At 61.4% G+C, this 16,591-nt stretch carries 18 protein-coding genes; 12 read left to right on the forward strand and 6 right to left on the reverse strand.

Annotated elements, in window-relative coordinates; translation table 11 throughout:
• Positions 1–30 precede the first annotated feature (30 nt).
• Together ASD03_RS16380 and ASD03_RS16385 are read left to right on the forward strand one after the other, a co-directional pair.
• Complete coding sequence (locus ASD03_RS16380; RefSeq protein WP_025427214.1) at positions 31–870, forward strand: UDP-2,3-diacylglucosamine diphosphatase; 840 nt, start codon at positions 31–33, stop codon at positions 868–870.
• Positions 871–975: 105 nt separating this feature from the next.
• Positions 976–2,196, forward strand: coding sequence for an MFS transporter (locus ASD03_RS16385; RefSeq protein ID WP_025427213.1), 1,221 nt, complete (start codon positions 976–978; stop codon positions 2,194–2,196).
• Here ASD03_RS16385 and dgcA read toward each other — a convergent pair.
• Positions 2,148–3,131, reverse strand: a complete 984-nt coding sequence (gene dgcA, locus ASD03_RS16390; RefSeq protein WP_025427212.1) for an N-acetyl-D-Glu racemase DgcA — start codon at positions 3,129–3,131, stop codon at positions 2,148–2,150. The genes ASD03_RS16385 and dgcA overlap by 49 nt on opposite strands.
• A gap of 138 nt (positions 3,132–3,269) precedes the next feature.
• Between dgcA and ASD03_RS16395 the strand changes: the two genes are divergently transcribed.
• The 4 genes from ASD03_RS16395 to ASD03_RS16410 all read left to right on the forward strand — a co-directional run bounded on the left by ASD03_RS16395 (position 3,270) and on the right by ASD03_RS16410 (position 7,429).
• A complete protein-coding gene (locus tag ASD03_RS16395) occupies positions 3,270–4,424 on the forward strand; it encodes an MlaE family lipid ABC transporter permease subunit (RefSeq protein ID WP_025427211.1) in 1,155 nt (384 codons plus the stop codon).
• Between the two features lie 13 nt (positions 4,425–4,437).
• The gene (locus tag ASD03_RS16400; RefSeq protein WP_057208693.1) at positions 4,438–5,247 is read left to right on the forward strand and encodes an ABC transporter ATP-binding protein; all 810 of its coding nucleotides are present in this window, start codon (positions 4,438–4,440) and stop codon (positions 5,245–5,247) included.
• Between the two features lie 102 nt (positions 5,248–5,349).
• On the forward strand, positions 5,350–6,720 hold the full coding sequence (locus tag ASD03_RS16405) for an MlaD family protein (protein ID WP_025427209.1): 1,371 nt from the start codon (positions 5,350–5,352) through the stop codon (positions 6,718–6,720).
• A 91-nt stretch (positions 6,721–6,811) separates the two neighbouring features.
• Positions 6,812–7,429 carry an ABC-type transport auxiliary lipoprotein family protein gene (locus ASD03_RS16410; protein WP_025427208.1) on the forward strand — a complete coding sequence of 206 codons (618 nt, stop codon included), beginning with the start codon at positions 6,812–6,814 and terminating at the stop codon, positions 7,427–7,429.
• Between the two features lie 7 nt (positions 7,430–7,436).
• Here the strand turns inward: ASD03_RS16410 and ASD03_RS16415 are convergent, their stop codons facing one another.
• Entirely contained in the window at positions 7,437–7,709 is a 273-nt protein-coding gene (locus ASD03_RS16415) for a BON domain-containing protein (RefSeq protein ID WP_025427207.1), read from the reverse strand.
• A gap of 156 nt (positions 7,710–7,865) precedes the next feature.
• Between ASD03_RS16415 and ASD03_RS16420 the strand changes: the two genes are divergently transcribed.
• Positions 7,866–8,042: a hypothetical protein gene (locus ASD03_RS16420; RefSeq protein WP_156407975.1), complete on the forward strand. Its 177-nt coding sequence runs from the start codon at positions 7,866–7,868 to the stop codon at positions 8,040–8,042.
• Between the two features lie 211 nt (positions 8,043–8,253).
• Here the strand turns inward: ASD03_RS16420 and hemF are convergent, their stop codons facing one another.
• Positions 8,254–9,165: an oxygen-dependent coproporphyrinogen oxidase gene (gene hemF, locus ASD03_RS16425; RefSeq protein ID WP_025427205.1), complete on the reverse strand. Its 912-nt coding sequence runs from the start codon at positions 9,163–9,165 to the stop codon at positions 8,254–8,256.
• A 298-nt stretch (positions 9,166–9,463) separates the two neighbouring features.
• Between hemF and ASD03_RS16430 the strand changes: the two genes are divergently transcribed.
• On the forward strand, positions 9,464–9,724 hold the full coding sequence (locus ASD03_RS16430; protein WP_025427204.1) for a hypothetical protein: 261 nt from the start codon (positions 9,464–9,466) through the stop codon (positions 9,722–9,724).
• Between the two features lie 6 nt (positions 9,725–9,730).
• On the opposite strand, the gene soxR is transcribed toward ASD03_RS16430, so the two are convergent.
• Positions 9,731–10,210 carry a redox-sensitive transcriptional activator SoxR gene (soxR, locus tag ASD03_RS16435; protein ID WP_025427203.1) on the reverse strand — a complete coding sequence of 160 codons (480 nt, stop codon included), beginning with the start codon at positions 10,208–10,210 and terminating at the stop codon, positions 9,731–9,733.
• 78 nt (positions 10,211–10,288) lie between these two features.
• Between soxR and ASD03_RS16440 the strand changes: the two genes are divergently transcribed.
• Positions 10,289–10,864, forward strand: coding sequence for an NADPH-dependent FMN reductase (locus ASD03_RS16440; protein WP_025427202.1), 576 nt, complete (start codon positions 10,289–10,291; stop codon positions 10,862–10,864).
• A 77-nt stretch (positions 10,865–10,941) separates the two neighbouring features.
• Here the strand turns inward: ASD03_RS16440 and ASD03_RS16445 are convergent, their stop codons facing one another.
• Both ASD03_RS16445 and ASD03_RS16450 read right to left on the reverse strand, forming a co-directional pair.
• The gene (locus ASD03_RS16445) at positions 10,942–11,403 is read right to left on the reverse strand and encodes a tRNA (cytidine(34)-2'-O)-methyltransferase (protein WP_057208691.1); all 462 of its coding nucleotides are present in this window, start codon (positions 11,401–11,403) and stop codon (positions 10,942–10,944) included.
• Positions 11,404–11,409: 6 nt separating this feature from the next.
• Complete coding sequence (locus tag ASD03_RS16450; RefSeq protein WP_025427200.1) at positions 11,410–11,982, reverse strand: GNAT family protein; 573 nt, start codon at positions 11,980–11,982, stop codon at positions 11,410–11,412.
• On the opposite strand from ASD03_RS16450, the gene ASD03_RS39010 reads away from it, so the two are divergent.
• From ASD03_RS39010 to ASD03_RS16460, 3 genes are all read left to right on the forward strand, one after another.
• Complete coding sequence (locus ASD03_RS39010; protein ID WP_144239149.1) at positions 11,970–12,413, forward strand: hypothetical protein; 444 nt, start codon at positions 11,970–11,972, stop codon at positions 12,411–12,413. The two genes, ASD03_RS16450 and ASD03_RS39010, sit on opposite strands and share 13 nt — an antisense overlap.
• Positions 12,397–14,250, forward strand: a complete 1,854-nt coding sequence (locus ASD03_RS16455) for an ABC transporter ATP-binding protein (RefSeq protein ID WP_025427199.1) — start codon at positions 12,397–12,399, stop codon at positions 14,248–14,250. The genes ASD03_RS39010 and ASD03_RS16455 overlap by 17 nt, the downstream gene beginning before the upstream one ends.
• Positions 14,251–14,371: 121 nt before the next feature.
• Complete coding sequence (locus ASD03_RS16460) at positions 14,372–16,237, forward strand: ABC transporter ATP-binding protein (RefSeq protein ID WP_038576142.1); 1,866 nt, start codon at positions 14,372–14,374, stop codon at positions 16,235–16,237.
• The last annotated feature ends 354 nt before the right edge of the window (positions 16,238–16,591 follow it).

Raw genomic sequence — 16,591 nt, forward strand, 5'->3', positions numbered from 1 at the left:
CCCAGAAGGCTCAATCAAGACGAGGCTGGTATGATGGCGGCACCGCAAATCAATTCCGTAAGACACCTCAGGACGTTGTTCATCTCCGACGTCCACCTCGGCTCCAAGGCCGCCAAGACCGACTTTCTTATTGATTTTCTGCGCCATCACGAGGCTGAGACCATCGTTCTCGTCGGCGACATCGTCGATGGCTGGCGGTTGAAGCGTAGCTGGTACTGGCCGCAGAACTGCAACGACGTCGTCCAGAAGCTGCTGCGCAAGGCGCGCAAGGGCACGCGCATCATCTATATCCCCGGCAATCACGACGAGTTCATGCGCGATTTCCCGGGTGTTCACTTCGGCGGCATCGAAGTGGCGCAGCGCCATATGCACAAGGGTGCCGACGGCCGCAACTATCTGGTGCTGCATGGCGACGAATTCGATGTGGTCGTGCGCAATGCGCGCATCCTCGCCTATCTCGGCGACTGGGCCTACGATACGGCGATCGCCATCAATATCGGCCTGGCCGCCGTTCGTCGCCGGCTCGGCATGCCCTATTGGTCGTTCTCTTCCTGGGCGAAGCTGCAGGTGAAGCACGCCGTCAACTTTATCGGTGAGTTCCAGAAGGTGGTTGCCGACGAGGCGCGGCGGCATGATGCGCAGGGCGTGATCTGCGGCCATATCCACCATGCGGTCATCGAGGATATCGGCGACGTGCGCTACATCAACACGGGCGACTGGGTCGAAAGCTGCACGGCGATCGCCGAACACCACGACGGCACCATGGAACTGATCACCTGGCATCAGATGCGCGGCGGCGTCGCAGAGGCCGAGGGAACGGCCGAAGCCGAACGGCTTCTGGCGCACCTGCTGACGCAACGGGCAGCCTGACGGGAACGCCGGCGAGGGCGCAAGCGTCGCTTGTAGTGAAATCTAGGTTATGGCGATCCGGCAGCGGGCTATGCTATTGCTGGCCGATAGCCATCAGGTTCTCCCATGATTCCCTCCCAAGCGCCCGCAACTGTGGGCCCTCCGCCGCGTCATTTTGCGCTTCGCATCGCCTTGCTCTTCTGCGCTCCGTTGATCGTCAACGGTTTCGCAATGCCGTATTTTCCGGTCTGGTTGAGCACGCTTTCCATGAGCGATTTCGAGATCGGCGTCGTGCTGGCGCTGCCGATGTTCGTACGCGTGATCACCGCGCCAATTGCCGGTGTGATCGCCGATCGGCTCGGAGAGCGCACGATCGTTTTGATCTGGTCAGGTTTCCTGTCGCTGGCGACGGCTTTCGTGCTGTTCTACGCCCGGGAGTTCTGGCCGGTTCTGATCATCTATACGCTGCAATCGGCGGTCTATTCGCCCTATGTGCCGATCGTCGAGGCGATCGCGCTTTCCGGCGTCCGGCGCTGGGGTTTCGATTATGCGCAGATGCGGCTTTGGGGTTCCGTCGCCTTCATCGGCGCAACCATGCTCGGCGGCTGGATGATCGGCATCTTCGGTGGCGACATGGTGCTGCCGGCGATGGCGGTCGGTTTCGGCCTGACGATCCTGATGGCCTTTGCGGCGCCAAAGGTCGGCCGACCGCGGCGCCCGTCACCGATCACGGCGCTGACCGAGCCTCCGCCGCAATCGTTGCGCCAGCTCGATCTGCAGCTATTGCTGATCGGCGTGACGCTGGTGAACGCCAGCCACGCCATGCTCTTCGCTTTCTCGGCAATCTACTGGCAGCATATCGGCTATAGCGGCACGGAGATCGGCATCCTCTGGAGTGCCGGCGTTGCTGCTGAAGTGACGATGTTCATCTTCGCCAAGGCGATCATCCGCCGCTTCAGCGTCTGGACGATGATCCTGTCCGGCTGCTCGCTGGCGGTCGTGCGCTGGATCATCTTCCCGATGGATCTCGGCTTTTCCGGCTATTTCGTGCTGCAGTGCTTCCACGCCTTCACCTATGCGATCATGCACACCGGCATGCAGAACAAGCTGGTGGAGCGCGTCGTCGAGGAGCAGGAGGCATCGGCCCAGGGGCTCTATTTCTTCTACACCGGCATTTTCACGGCGATCCTCACCTTCCTGTCCGGCTATCTCTACGCCTGGTACGGGGTGAACGGGTTCTATTCGATGTCGGTCGTCGCCTTTGCCGGCTGCTGCTTTGCCGTTGCCGCCTGGTATCTTCAGCCCCAGAGGCGTGGTTCCGGCGGAAAGACCAGCGAGGCTTCGTAGCGCAGGCCGGGCGTGCGATCGCGTGCCAGAAGCAGGGGCCCGTCGAGATCGACGAAATCCGCGCCCTGCGCCGCCAGGATTGCCGGTGCCATGCCGAGCGAGGTTCCGACCATGCAGCCGACCATCACCTTGAGGCCGAGCGACGTTGCCGCATCGCGCATGCGAAGCGCCTCCGTCAGGCCGCCCGTCTTGTCGAGCTTGATGTTGACGGCGTCATAGCGATCGACCAGGGCCGAGAGGTCGCCGGTCGCGTGCACGCTCTCGTCGGCACACACCGGAACGGGGCGGGCGATCGTGGCCAGGGCCTGATCATGGCCGGCGGCAAGCGGCTGTTCGATCAGGTCGATGCGCTGCTCGGCGCAGATGGCGAAGTGATAGGCGAGGCTGTCGGGCGTCCAGCCTTCATTGGCATCGAGAATGATGCGGCTCTCCGGCGCACCCTCGCGCACGGCGCGGATGCGGGAGGCATCGTCTGATGTGCCGACCTTGATCTTGAGCAGCGCGCGGTGGGCATATTGTGCGGCCTGGTTGCGCATCGCATCGGGCTCGGCAAGCGACAGCGTATAGGCCGTCGTCAATGTGCCAGGTGAGGAGAGACCGGCAAGCTCATGGACAGATTTGCCTTTCTGCTTTGCTTCCAGATCCCACAACGCACAGTCGACCGCATTGCGGGCCGCACCCGGCTTCATCGCCGACTGTAGCTCCGGGCGCGTCAGGCCTTGTTCGATCTGCGGGCATATGGCTTCGATTTCGGCGAGCACCGAGGCAATGGTTTCGTTGTAGCGGCCATAGGGTACGCATTCCCCCCAACCGCTGGTGCCGTCCTTGGTGATTCGGCATGTCACGACGCTTGCCGTGGTCTTCGAACCGCGTGAAATCGTGAATGTGCCCGCAATCGGGAAGTCTTCGGTTGTCGCTTCGAGCACAGTTGACATGAAATCTTCTCCGGCGGGGCCTATCTGGCGCTTAGGTCTTGATGTTACCGGCTTCGTCAGGATGACATCAAGGATGTGAGCCGTTATGACGGAGCAAGCTTTTACGAGCGGTTAGCAAATCGGGATGACAGAGACCAGGTGACGCGTTCCCAGACCAAGATCGTTGCGGATGTCGCGCTCAGTGGAGACGCCGGAGGCTCGGAACGCGCGTATGTCTTTTCAGGCGTCTGGCGGCACGAGACAGCTGAAGCCATGGCCGCCAAGCTCGAACAGCTTGCGCGCAAGGGCAGCAGCGTCAGGCAGTTCGATCTGTCGGGTGTGACGGCTATGGACACGGCCGGCGCCTGGATCATCCGGCGCTTCATGACGCGGCTTGCCGGACCTGAAAAGGACGAGATCCAGTTCGTCGACGGCGGTCAACGCTATGTCGAGCTGATCGGCGCGCTACCGGCGGAACTGCCGGCACCGGAGGACGAAAGCGAACATCTTCCGCTGTTCCAGCGGCTGTTCGCACCGGTCGGCGAGGTGATGATCGCCACTTGGAACGATACCGTCGCGGCGATGTACATTCTCGGCTCGGCGGTTCGCGGTGCCCAGCTCAAGCTCGGGCGGCACAGTGGCGTCTCGCCGGCGGCCATCGTTCACCAGATCGACCGCATGGGCGTCAAGGCCGTGCCGATCATCATGCTGATGTCCTTCCTGATCGGTGCGATCATTGCGCAGCAAGGCGCATTCCAGCTGCGTTATTTCGGCGCCGAAGTCTTCGTCGTCGATCTGGTCGGCATCCTGCAACTGCGCGAAATCGGCGTGCTGCTGACCGCCATCATGATCGCCGGGCGTTCGGGCAGCGCGATCACGGCCGAGATCGGTTCGATGAAGATGCGCGAGGAGGTGGACGCGCTGAAGGTCATGGGCCTCAGCCCCGTCGGCGTCTTGGTGTTTCCGCGCCTCGTGGCGCTGACGATCGCGTTGCCGCTCCTGACCATCATTGCCAACTTCGCAGCACTGACCGGTGCGGCGCTGGTCGCTTGGACCTATTCGGGCATCACCGTTGCGACCTTCCTGTCGCGCCTGCAGGAGGCCGTGGATTTCTCATCGGTTGCGGCAGGCATGATCAAGGCGCCGTTCATGGCGCTGATCATCGGCGTGGTGGCGGCAGTCGAAGGCCTGAAGGTTGGCGGCAGCGCCGAATCGCTTGGCCGCCACGTGACCTCTTCGGTGGTCAAATCGATCTTCGTGGTGATCCTGATCGACGGCCTGTTTGCCATGTTCTACGCAGCGATCGATTTCTGAGGCGGATGGAACGATGAGCACAGCAGCCACGGAAAGACAGCAGGATCCGGCCTACGAACACGAAGCGGTTCTGTCCGTGCGCGACCTGACGGTCGGCTTCGGCTCCCACATCGTGCTCGACAAGCTCAACCTCGAGATTTTTCGCGGCGAAATCCTCGGCTTCGTCGGTGCCTCGGGTACCGGAAAGTCGGTGTTGATGCGCACGGTGCTGCGGCTTCTGGCCAAGCGCTCCGGCACGATCAAGATCCTTGGCGCGGAATACGACAGGATGTCCGAGGTTGACCGGATCGCGCTCGACATGCGTCTCGGCGTGCTTTTTCAGCACGGCGCACTCTTTTCGGCCCTCACGGTGCGTGAAAACATCCAGGTGCCGATGCGCGAATATCTCGACCTGCCGCAGAGCCTGATGGACGAACTGGCGCGCGTGAAGATCGAGCTGGTAGGTCTGGCGCCGGAGGCGGCCGACAAATACCCATCCGAGCTTTCGGGCGGCATGATCAAGCGAGCCGCACTTGCCCGCGCGCTCGCGCTCGACCCCGATCTCGTCTTTCTCGACGAGCCGACATCAGGCCTCGACCCGATCGGCGCGGCCGAGTTCGATGAGTTGATCGCCAAGCTGCGCGACACGCTCGGATTGACCGTGTATATGGTGACTCACGACCTCGACAGCCTGTTTTCGGTTTGCGATCGCATTGCGGTGCTCGGAAACAAGAAGGTTCTGGTCGAGGGGACCGTCGAGGACATGTTGGCCTGTGACGATCCTTGGGTGCAGTCCTATTTCCGGGGCAAACGGGCGCGGTCGATCGTGCGGCACGACGAATAGCGTCAGGAAGCCGGCGGGCGATCCCGGGTGTCTTGGACATCTTCCGGGGTGTCTGAAGCAGAAGAACGGCCGATAGGATGGCCACTGAGGTAGTCGGGACGAATGGAAACTAAAGCGAACTACGCCATTGTCGGCTTCTTCACGGTGTTCGTGATCGCGGCTGCCTTCGGCTTCGTCTACTGGATGTCGCAATACGGCCGCAGCGGCGAGATGGTCGAGCTGGTCGTCAACATTCCGGGTTCCGCCAACGGGCTCTCCGTCGGCTCGCCTGTTCGCTTCAACGGCATTCCCGTCGGCTCGGTGCGCAATCTGGCGATCGACGCCAACGATCCGCGTTACTCGATTGCTGTCACGGAAGTCTCCATCGATGCGCCCGTGCTGAAATCGACCAAGGCGACGCTCGAAGTGCAAGGTTTGACGGGTTCTGCCTATATCGAGCTGAGCGGTGGCAACAAGGGCGATGAGAACATCCTGCGCAGCGCCGTTGAAAATGGTACGCAGGCGCGCATTCTTGCCGACCAGTCGAGCGTCACCAGCTTGCTCGCGACAGCGGACAAGATCATGGACCGCGCCGACGATGCGATCAGCGACATCCAGGGCTTCGTCAAGGACGTGCGCGGCCCCCTGACCAGCACGATCGGCAATGCCGAGAAATTCTCCAAGGCGCTTGCCGACAATTCCGGCGCAATCGACGACTTCCTGAAAAGCGTGACCGAGCTTTCGGCATCGATCAATGCCGCGTCGAAGAAGCTTGATTCGACCCTTGCCTCGGCCGACGTGCTGGTGAAGTCGGTCGATCCGAAAAAGATCGATCATATCGTCAGCAACGTTGAGCAGCTTAGCAATGACCTGAAGGCCGCCTCAGGCGGCGTTTCCGAAACCATTGCAGCGTTCAAGCGCACGGTCGAGACCTATGACCAGTTCGGCAAGAATGCGCAGAAGACGCTCGAGCGCGTCGATACGCTGGTGGCTGCCGTCGACAAGCAGAAGGTCGAACTTGTTGTCAACGACATTTCGGCAGCAAGTGCCGACGCCCGCAGGACGGTCGCCAACATCACGCAGTTTGCCGAGAAGATCACGGCGCGCCAGCAGGACATCGATCGCACGATCACCGACGTGACCCAGATGGCCAGCAAGCTGAATGCTGCCTCCAGCCGCGTCGACAGCATCCTCGTCAAGGTCGATGGGTTCCTCGGCGATGCCGACGCACCGTCGCTTTCGGCCGAGGCGCGCACCACGCTCGAATCGTTCCGCAAGATGGCCGACAACCTCAACGCCCAGATCGGCCCGATTGCAGACAATCTGAAGCGGTTCTCCGGCTCCGGCCTTCGCGATGTCGAGGCACTGGTGACCGATACACGTCGCACCGTGCAGAGCCTCGAGAATACGATTTCGACATTCGACAAGAATCCGCAACGCCTGCTGTTCGGCGGCGAAACAGTCAAGCAATACGATGGTCGCACCCGACGCTGAATCAGGTAAGACAAAGCCGGGTGGGGCCGGCGGGTTGCTTTCATTAAAGAGCGCTCTAAGGTGCTGCGAATTGGACAAGGGTTTGGGCAGTATGAATTTTCCGGGGCTGGTGTGTATGCGTGAGACGGGAGCGAAACGCTCTGCCCTGGTTTTCACGCTGGCTGTCTTGTTGGCCGGGTGCGGCGCCGGTGCTGCCGTCAACGATACATTCAGCCTTTCCGCGTCGCCGGTCGTCGAAGGACGGGCTGCGACCAGCAAGCAGATACTCGTGCCGGAACCGACGGCGCTGAAAGCGCTCGACAGCGACCAGGTCGTCATCCGTCTTTCCGGTTCGGAGCTGCAGTATCTGTCCAAGGCACAATGGAGCGACCGCCTGCCGCGCATGGTGCAGGCAAAGCTGGTTCAGGCGTTCGAGAATACCGGCAAGGTGGCGGGCGTCGGCAAGCCCGGCGAGGGGCTGGCGATCGACTATCAGGTGATCAGCGAGATCCGCTCCTTCGAGATCTCGACCGAAGGCGCCGATACGGCGGTCGTCGAGATCTTTGCAAAGATCGTCAATGACCGGAACGGCACTGTGCGGGCGCAGAAGGCATTCCGCGCCACGGCCGGCGTCAAGGGCACCGGCAACCCGGCCTTCGTCAGGGCCCTCGATCAGGCGTTCGCGACGGTCGCATCCGAGATCGTCGGCTGGACGCTCGGTTCTATCTGAGCCAGTCCTATCTTCCCTCTGCCGCCTCGATGCGGTTGACCACTTCTGCCACCCCCTTCGTCAGTCTTGCGGCCTCTTCGGCGCGGGCGGATTCGGCCTTCGTGGCGACATGCCCCGCAAGCACGATCGTATTTCCCTGGCAGACAACCGTGACGTCGGATGCATCGAGCCCGGGCGTCACCGCAAGGCCATGCGCCACGCGACGTTCCAGCTCGGCGGGGTGATCCCCGGTGCTGCGATCCGGTTCGCTGCCGTGAAATGTGCGCTTCTTGAAGATCATGGTCCGGCCCCCTTCCTCGATGGAAGGACAACGCGGCGCTCGACGATTTGTTCAGCTGTTCCAATCGAAACAGCGCAATCCAGGCTTTCGTGCGATGGCTCGGACATGCGGATCGCACGTCATTCCTGGCCGCAGAATTCGAACGGGGAACCATTCATGCGCCATTCTCTCTTCGCCGTCGCGCTCGCGATGACGACTGTCATTGCTCTCGCCATTCCGGCAAAAGCCGGCAACTACAGCTACGGTTATCGACAGACCTGCGTGGTCAAGACGGTGCAGACCTATGGCGCCTATGGCCGGGTGGTGATCAAGAAGGTGCGCATCTGCAAATGACGTCCGCGCACCTTCGGTTTCGTTCAAAAGGAGCCTCAGAAACGCTCTATCTCTTCATTTCCAAGTATTTCCTGACGGAAACCGCTTCGCACTTTTCCTACAGCGCCGCGCGTCTTATGAGACGCGCAAAGGTCGCTGTAGCACCTTGAGTTGCTGCGTGTTTTTATCCTTAAATCGAATAGGATTTAAGGAAACATGCAGTAGAAATTTTTTAGGGCCAGCGCACGACCGGGGGCAGGGACGAGAGGATCGACTCGACATTGCCGCCGGTCTTCAGGCCGAAGATGGTGCCGCGGTCGTAGAGCAGGTTAAACTCGACATAGCGGCCGCGACGCACGAGCTGCTCGTCGCGATCTTCCTCGGTCCAGGGCGTATTGAAATTGGTGCGCACGATCTTGGGGTAGACAAGCGCGAACGCCTTGCCGACATCACGCGTGAAGGCGAAGTCCGCGTCCCAACCGCCTTGCTCGGCCGGAGACTGAAGCCAATCGTAGAAGATGCCACCGGTCCCGCGCGGCTCGTTGCGGTGCTTCAGGAAGAAGTACTCGTCGCACCACTGCTTGTACCTGGCGTGATCAGCCACCGAGTGACGGTTGCAGGTGATCTCCATCGCGCGGTGGAACAGCTGCGTGTCAGGGTCGGTCATGACGCGGCGGCGGTCGAGCACCGGCGTCAGGTCTGCGCCACCGCCGAACCAGTTGCTGGTGGTGACGACCATGCGGGTGTTCATGTGAACGGCCGGCACATTGGGGTTCACGGGATGCGCGATCAGCGAGATACCCGATGCCCAGAAGCGTGGGTCTTCGCTGGCGCCGGGGATCTGCTCACGGAATTCCGGTGAGAATTCGCCGAAGACGGTCGAGGTGTGTACGCCGACCTTCTCGAAGACGCGACCTTCCATCATCGACATGCGACCGCCGCCGCCTTCGCCGCCGTCCCGGCTCCATTCCTTGCCGACAAAGCGGCCCGGTTCACGGTCGGACAGCGGGCCGGTCAGGTCGTCTTCGACAGCCTCGAAAGCGGCGCAGATCGTATCGCGCAGGCTTTCGAACCAGGCTCTGGCTGCTGCCTTCTTGTCTTCGATATCGGCAGGCAGCCCCTGGGGTAGTTGCGGTCGTTCCATGAAAATTTGTCCTGTTCGCGGCTTTGCGCGCCGGAAAGCCGCCGATTCGTTGATGTGGGCCACAGTTCATATTTCCGCCGGATTGGCAACGGCGGAGGGGCCATCGGGCTACTGCATAATTCCTTAAATCAGATTCGATTTAAGGAGAAAATTATGCAGCAAGTCTAAAGCGCTGCAGCGTCCTTTGCGCGTCATATTTGGCGCGCCGCGCTGCAGTCTGCCGCATCGTATGGGCGGTGTAAAACGGACTCGCAATGGCCCGATACTCACACTATCTTTACCTCCAGAGGTATGGCCCATGGCAAGAATACCCGCAGGTCCGCCGCTCGATGGTTTGCGGCGCCAGATCGCCCGGCATCGCCGGGACAATCCGACACGAGGCGATGGCCTTTTCGTGCGTGAAACCTTTCGGCTCGATCGAAGTGCGGCCCGCGCCAAGGCGCGCGAATGGTTCGATACCTGGCCAAAAGCCGCCTATTGGACCGAAGTGGAAAGCTGGCGCCAGCTCGACGGCGACGAGATCGAGTTCACCATGCGCCGCCTGCCGACTGCAGACTGAGGCCTCCTAGGGCTGGCCGTCCTCTTCCGTCGCATCCATCAGCCGAGGGCCGGCGCCTTCCATCGAGAGCACATCGTAGGGGTTGCGCAGCGGACATTCCCTGAGCGACAGACATCCGCAGCCGATACAGCTCGTCAGGTGGTCGCGTAGCGCCATCAGGCTGGCGATGCGCGCATTCAGTTGCTCGTGCCAGCTTTCCGACAGCCGAGCCCAATCCTGCACCGTCAGGGGCCGGTCGTCGGGCAGCACCGTCAGCGCCGCCTGGATTTCCGAAAGCGGAATTCCGGTCCGTTGCGCCACCTTGATCACCGCCACGCGCCTCAGCACGCTTCGGGGATAGCGGCGCTGGTTGCCGCGGCTGCGGTTGCTGCGGATCAGACCCTTGGCCTCATAGAAATGCAAGGTGGAAACGGCGACGCCGCTGCGTTCGGCGACTTCGCCGACGGTCAGTTCGCGTCGCATTTCGCTGTTTCTTACAATCGTCATGGCGGGCTATTGACCTCAACTAATGTTGAGGTTTTATAGCATGAGCTCCATGGAATTCACAACAAGGAGCTGATCCCCATGACAGAGAAAATGACGCTTGCGGTGATCTACGGCAGCGCCCGGCAGGGGCGCTTCTGCGACACGGTCGCCAACTGGCTGATCCGTGAGATCTCGGATTCGAACGTCTTCAATCTCACGGTCATCGATCCGGCACGGCTGAGGGCATCGCGCGGCGTCGGCGCCACGGTCAATCCCGGCGAGTGGCTGGAGCGCAAGGTGGCCGAAGCGGATGCCTTCCTGGTGGTGACGCCGGAATACAATCACGGCTACCCGGCCGCGCTGAAGGAACTGATCGATTCGGTCTACGAGCCGTGGCATGCCAAGCCCGTCGCCTTCGTCTCCTATGGCGGCGCTTCCGGCGGCATCCGCGCCGTCGAGCAGTTGCGCCAAGTCTTTGCCGAGCTGCATGCGGTGACGCTGCGCGACGGCGTCCAGTTTGCCAAAGCCTGGTCGAAGTTCGATGCGGCCGGCAACCTCTACAAGCCCGAGGAGCTGCGTGCGCCGCTGTTCCTGATGATGGATCGGCTCATCTGGTGGGCGCGGACATTGAAGCAGGCCCGCAAGGCGACGCCCTACAACGAGGTTGCCGCCTGAATTTTGGGGCGCTGCCGTTGGCCGCGCCCATCGTCACCCCCCATCGGGAAAGGCAGGGCATTACCATGCGATGTTTTTCAGAGCAGTTGCACTTGCCGGATCGCCTCGCCGGCGATCATCGCAGCAGACATGGCGACGTTGAGCGACCGTTGCCCCTCGGCCATCGGGATGAGGATGCGGCCTTCCGCGCGATCATGCACATGGTCTGGCACACCGGCGCTTTCCCGACCGAACAGCAGGATATCGTCGGGCCTGAATTCAAAGCGGGTATAGGGCTCGGCGGCCTTGGTGGAGGCGAGCACAAGCCTTCGGCCGGTCGGCACCCGCCACGCCTCGAACCGTTCCCAGTTGATGTGGCGGGTGAGGGTGACCGAGGCGATATAGTCCATACCGGCGCGCTTGAGATTGCGGTCGGAAAGGTCGAAGCCCGCCGGCTCGATGACATCGACGGCAAGGCCGAGGCAGGCAGCAAGGCGCAGGATCGTGCCGGTATTGCCGGGAATGTCGGGCTGGTAGAGGGCAATGCGGAGGTCACTCACGTCTGTTCACTTTTCTTGCGACTTGTCTTTTGCGGCGGAGAATTCATGCGCCAGAATCCCCATCATGATGTCGTCGTGCCAGGCGTCGTCGATCAGCGCCGTCTCTCGCTCTCGTCCCTCGACCGAGAAGCCGCATTTGCGGTAGCTGGCGATGGCGCGCTCGTTGAAGGCAAGCACGCGCAGCGAAACACGGTGCAGGCCGAGCGCGCCGAACGCATGCGCCAATACAAGCTTGGTGACGGCAGTGCCAAGCCCTTGGCCGAGCAATTTCGGATTGAAGATGCCGATGGCAAAGGAGGCGCGCCGGTCGACCCGGTTGATATTGTCGAGCCTGACTTCGCCAATTGGCCCGTTGCGATCGATGATCCAGGCAGCTGGATGCTCGACGAGGTGTTGCACCCACGCTTCTGCATCCGCTTGTCCGAAAGCGCGGGCGAAGGTGGCGCTGCCACCGAACATGCGGTGGATCTCGGGATCCCGCCCGAGCGCCAGTCGCGCCTCGACGTCGCCCCCTTGCGGCCGCCTCAGATGGAAACCTTGTCCTTTCAATTCGGGAGGGGGCGTCGATGATGCGTTCATATGCGTCTCCTACCAATGCCGGACGCGCCTGCCATGTGTCGTTTCCGTTTGATTTCGCGGTGTCTAATCTGTGCCGAATGAGCAACATCCGACCGAACGATGAAAAAACAGGCAGGAAAGTGCCTGCGACAATCTGGCATGTCGACGCGATTAGGGGTAGAGAGAACCTCTCTTCAACGCGAACCGACGGAGGCAATGATGACTGTATTGATGTTGACACGCCTTCCAGGAGTGATGGGCCACCGTTTGGCCTGACCGGTTCCGCGACTTATCTTTCAAGAGATCGATGCGCGCTTCCGGAACTCCGGAAGACAAACCGCTATGGCGGGCAGCATTTCCGGACTGAAATTTTCACGATAAAGAATGCGGGGCAAATTCCCGCCTTCCTTCAAAATACTCTGAAGGAGCAAGTCTATGTTTGGCTGGTTTGAATCCCGCCTCAATCCCTATCCGACGGAAGAGCCCGTGCTTCCGCCGAAGAGCCTTTTCGGCTTCTGCTGGCACTATTCCAAGCCCGCAGTTCCGTGGTTGCTCATCATGTCGGTCTGCACCATGCTCATCGCCATCGGCGAAGTGGCGCTGTTCCAGTTTCTCGGAAACATGGTCGACTGGCTGTCGAGTGCCAATCGCGACACCTTCCTGCAGGCGGAAGGTCACCGGCTGATCTGGATGGGCGGCCTGGTTCTGATCGGCCTGCCGCTGCTGGTGGCGATCGATTCGTTCATCATGCACCAGGTGCTGCTCGGCAATTACCCGATGATCGCCCGCTGGCAGATGCACCGCTATCTGCTGCGCCAGAGCATGACGTTCTTCGCCAACGAGTTCGCCGGCCGCGTGGCGACCAAGGTCATGCAGACCTCGCTTGCGGTTCGCGAAACGGTGATGAAGATCCTCGACGTCTTCGTCTATGTCGTCAGCTATTTCGTCACGATGCTGATCGTCGTTGCCGCTGCCGACTGGCGGCTGGTGACGCCACTCGCCGTCTGGCTGGTGATCTACATCTGCATCGTTACCTATTTCGTGCCGCGGTTGCAGAAGATTTCCAAGGAGCAGGCGGACGCGCGATCGATGATGACGGGCCGTATCGTCGACAGCTACACCAACATCGGCACGGTCAAGCTGTTCTCGCATGCAGGCCGCGAGGAAACGTATGCGCGCGCCGGCATGGACGGCTTCCTCGACACGGTGCATCGCCAGATGCGCAAGGTGACGCTGTTCCACGTGCTGGTCTACGCCAACAACAGCATCGCGCTGTTTGCAATCAGCGCGCTCGGCATTCACCTGTGGCTGACAAGTGCCATCTCGGTCGGCGCGATCGCGATCGCCGTTGGTCTGGCCATGCGCATCAACGGCATGTCGCAATGGATCATGTGGGAAGTCTCGGCGCTGTTCGAGAACATTGGCACTGTCTATGACGGTATCGGCATGATGACCAAGGCGCACGACATCGTCGACGAACCGGATGCCAAGGCGCTGAAGGCGGAAAAGGGTGCGATCACCTACGACAACGTCCGCTTCCACTACGGCAAGGCAAAGGGCGTCATCGATCACCTGTCGCTCGACATCAAGCCGGGCGAGAAGATCGGCCTGGTCGGACGCTCGGGTGCCGGCAAGACGACGCTGATGAACCTGCTATTGCGGTTCTACGACGTGGAGTCAGGCGCAATCCGGATCGACGGCAAGGATATCGCCACCGTCACCCAGGATAGCCTGCGCGCCCAGATTGGCGTCGTCACGCAGGATACCTCGCTGCTGCACCGCTCCATTCGCGACAACATCGCCTATGGACACCCGGAAGCCGACGACGAGGCGATCACCGCGGCTGCGAAGCGGGCGAATGCCTGGGAGTTCATCCAGGCGCTCGAGGACAACCAGGGGCGCAAGGGGCTCGACGCCCAGGTCGGCGAACGGGGCGTCAAGCTCTCCGGCGGCCAGCGCCAGCGTATCGCGATCGCCCGCGTCTTCCTCAAGGACGCGCCGATCCTCGTCCTCGACGAAGCGACATCAGCGCTCGATTCCGAAGTCGAGCAGGCGATCCAGGAGAACCTGTTCGCGCTGATGGCTGGCAAGACGGTGATCGCGATCGCCCACCGCCTGTCGACGCTGACGGAAATGGACCGCCTGGTCATCCTCGAGGCCGGGCGGATCGTCGAAACCGGTTCGCATGCCGAACTCGTGGCCAAGGGCGGCCTTTACGCCGACCTCTGGTCACGCCAGTCGGGCGGCTTCATCGCCGACGATACCGAGAAGGAAGAAGCGGCGGAGTGATCCGCTGTGACCCTGCCGCCCATGCGGGCGGCGGGGTTTTGCCACGTCACCTAACGCATTTGTAATGCGCCCGATGGTGGAAACCGATTGCTGTTGCCGCCGAACCGCCTATATCGGAAACATGCTCAGCGCCATCGTCAGCATCTTTGAGAACTGGATCAAGCCGTTTGCGCCGCGCGAGCGATTGCAGCCGCCGAAATCGCTGTGGGGTTTTGCCTGGTTCTACGCCCGCCAGGCCAAAGGGCCGTTTCTGGCGATGGCCATCCTCGGGGGCCTTGTCGCCATGCTGGAGGCGGGGCTCTTCTACTTCGTCGGACGGCTGGTCGATCTGCTCGACACTGTGAAGCCCGAAGCGGGCTGGAGCGGGCTAATTTCCGCCAACGGGCCAGAGCTTCTGTTCATGTTGCTGACGGTGCTGGTGTTCCGCTTCGTCGCGGTGTCGCTGGCAGCCCTCGTCGAGGAGCAGTCGATCATCACCGGCTTCCTCAATCTCGTGCGCTGGCAAACCTACACCCACGTCGCTCGGCAATCGCTTTCCTTCTTCCAGAACGATTTTTCCGGCCGGATCGTGACGAAAGTCTGGTCCGGCGCGCAGGCGACCAGCGATCTGATCGTCTCGCTGCTGCAGGTCGTCTGGTTCATCGTCATCTATACCGCCTCGACCATGGCGCTCATCGCCCAGCTCGACTGGCGGCTGGCGGCAATGGTCGCGTTCTGGATCGTCCTCTTCCTGGCGCTGGCGCGCTACTTCGTTCCGCGCATCCGCAAGCACGCGCGCGATACGGCTGAAATGGCCTCGATGCTGAACGGGCGGATGGTTGATGCCTATTCGAACATCCAGACATTGAAACTGTTCGGTCGCGACGACGAGAACGACCGCTATATCCGCGCCGGCTTCGATCGCTTCCAGCGGGCGGTGATCCCCTTCACGCGGCTACTGACGGCCGTGCGTGCCTCGCTTGCGCTGCTTTCGGGCATGATGATCGCGGCCATCGCCGTCTATGCCATCCACCTCTGGCTTGGCGGTGCGATCAGTTCGGGTGCGGTTGCCTTCACGCTGGCGCTGGTGCTGCGACTCAACATGCTGCTCGGCCGGATGATGACGCAGTTCAACTCGATCATGCGCAACATCGGCACGATCCAGAATTCGGCCGAGCTCGTCTCCCAGGCGATCGGTCTTGTGGACAAACCGGATGCCAAGGAGTTGTCGGTCAGCGAGCCGGAAATCCGTTTCGAGCATGTGAAGTTCCATTACGGCAAGAGTGCCGGCGTCATCGACGACTTCTCGCTCGTGATCCGTCCAGGCGAAAAGGTCGGGATCGTCGGCCGTTCGGGCGCCGGTAAGTCAACGCTCGTTAACCTGCTGTTGCGCTTCTACGACCTCGAGGGCGGGCGCATCCTGATCGATGGGCAGGACATTTCGACGGTGAAGCAGGAATCGCTGCGCGCACAGGTCGGCATGGTCAGCCAGGACACCTCGCTGCTGCACCGCTCCATCCGGGACAACATCCTTTTCGGCCACCCGGATGCAACCGACAAGCAATTGATCATCGCAGCCGAGAGGGCCGAGGCCTACGAGTTCATTCTCGATCTCCAGGACCAGCGCGGCCGCAGGAGTTTCGATGCCCATGTCGGTGAACGCGGCGTCAAGCTTTCTGGCGGGCAGAGGCAGCGTATCGCGATTGCCCGCGTCATGCTCAAGGATGCGCCGATCCTCGTTCTCGACGAGGCGACGTCGGCGCTCGATTCCGAAGTCGAGGCGGCAATCCAGTCCAATCTCGACCGGCTGATGCAAGGAAAAACGGTGCTTGCTATCGCACACCGATTGTCGACGATCGCCGCTCTCGATCGGCTCGTCGTCATGGATAAGGGCCGGATCGTCGAGGACGGAACCCACGCCGAACTGATCGCTCGGGGCGGTCTTTACGCTGACCTCTGGTCGCGGCAATCCGGCGGCTTTCTGGCACGCGAAGAAGCGGCAGAGTAGGGCGGCCTCGTCGCCTTTTCTCCACCCTTCGAACGGCCGCCGGCCAACTGCAATGACGACCGTCAAGTCCTTGTGCCAATTGGCCGCGCTTTTCCCCGCGACAATCTGCCCACCCACCCTTGTCAAGGCTGGACATAATTTGCGATCAAGCATAGAACGCGCCGGATTGACGGGGAATCTGCGAGCCGTGTGCGCGCAGCACTTTTCGGATTCTGACGCCCGATAACGTGTTTGCAACAGCAAACCGGCTAAGGTGTCAGCACATTGATTGGGCGTGCTTCCTTGACCTAGGTGAAACCGCAAGGGCAGGGATCTCGCTGGGCGGATGCGGTTTCCGCAACATTGCGTGAGAGG

This window comes from Ensifer sp. Root127 (genome assembly GCF_001425225.1).
In the GTDB taxonomy this organism is placed as follows: Bacteria; Pseudomonadota; Alphaproteobacteria; order Rhizobiales; family Rhizobiaceae; genus Ensifer; species Ensifer canadensis.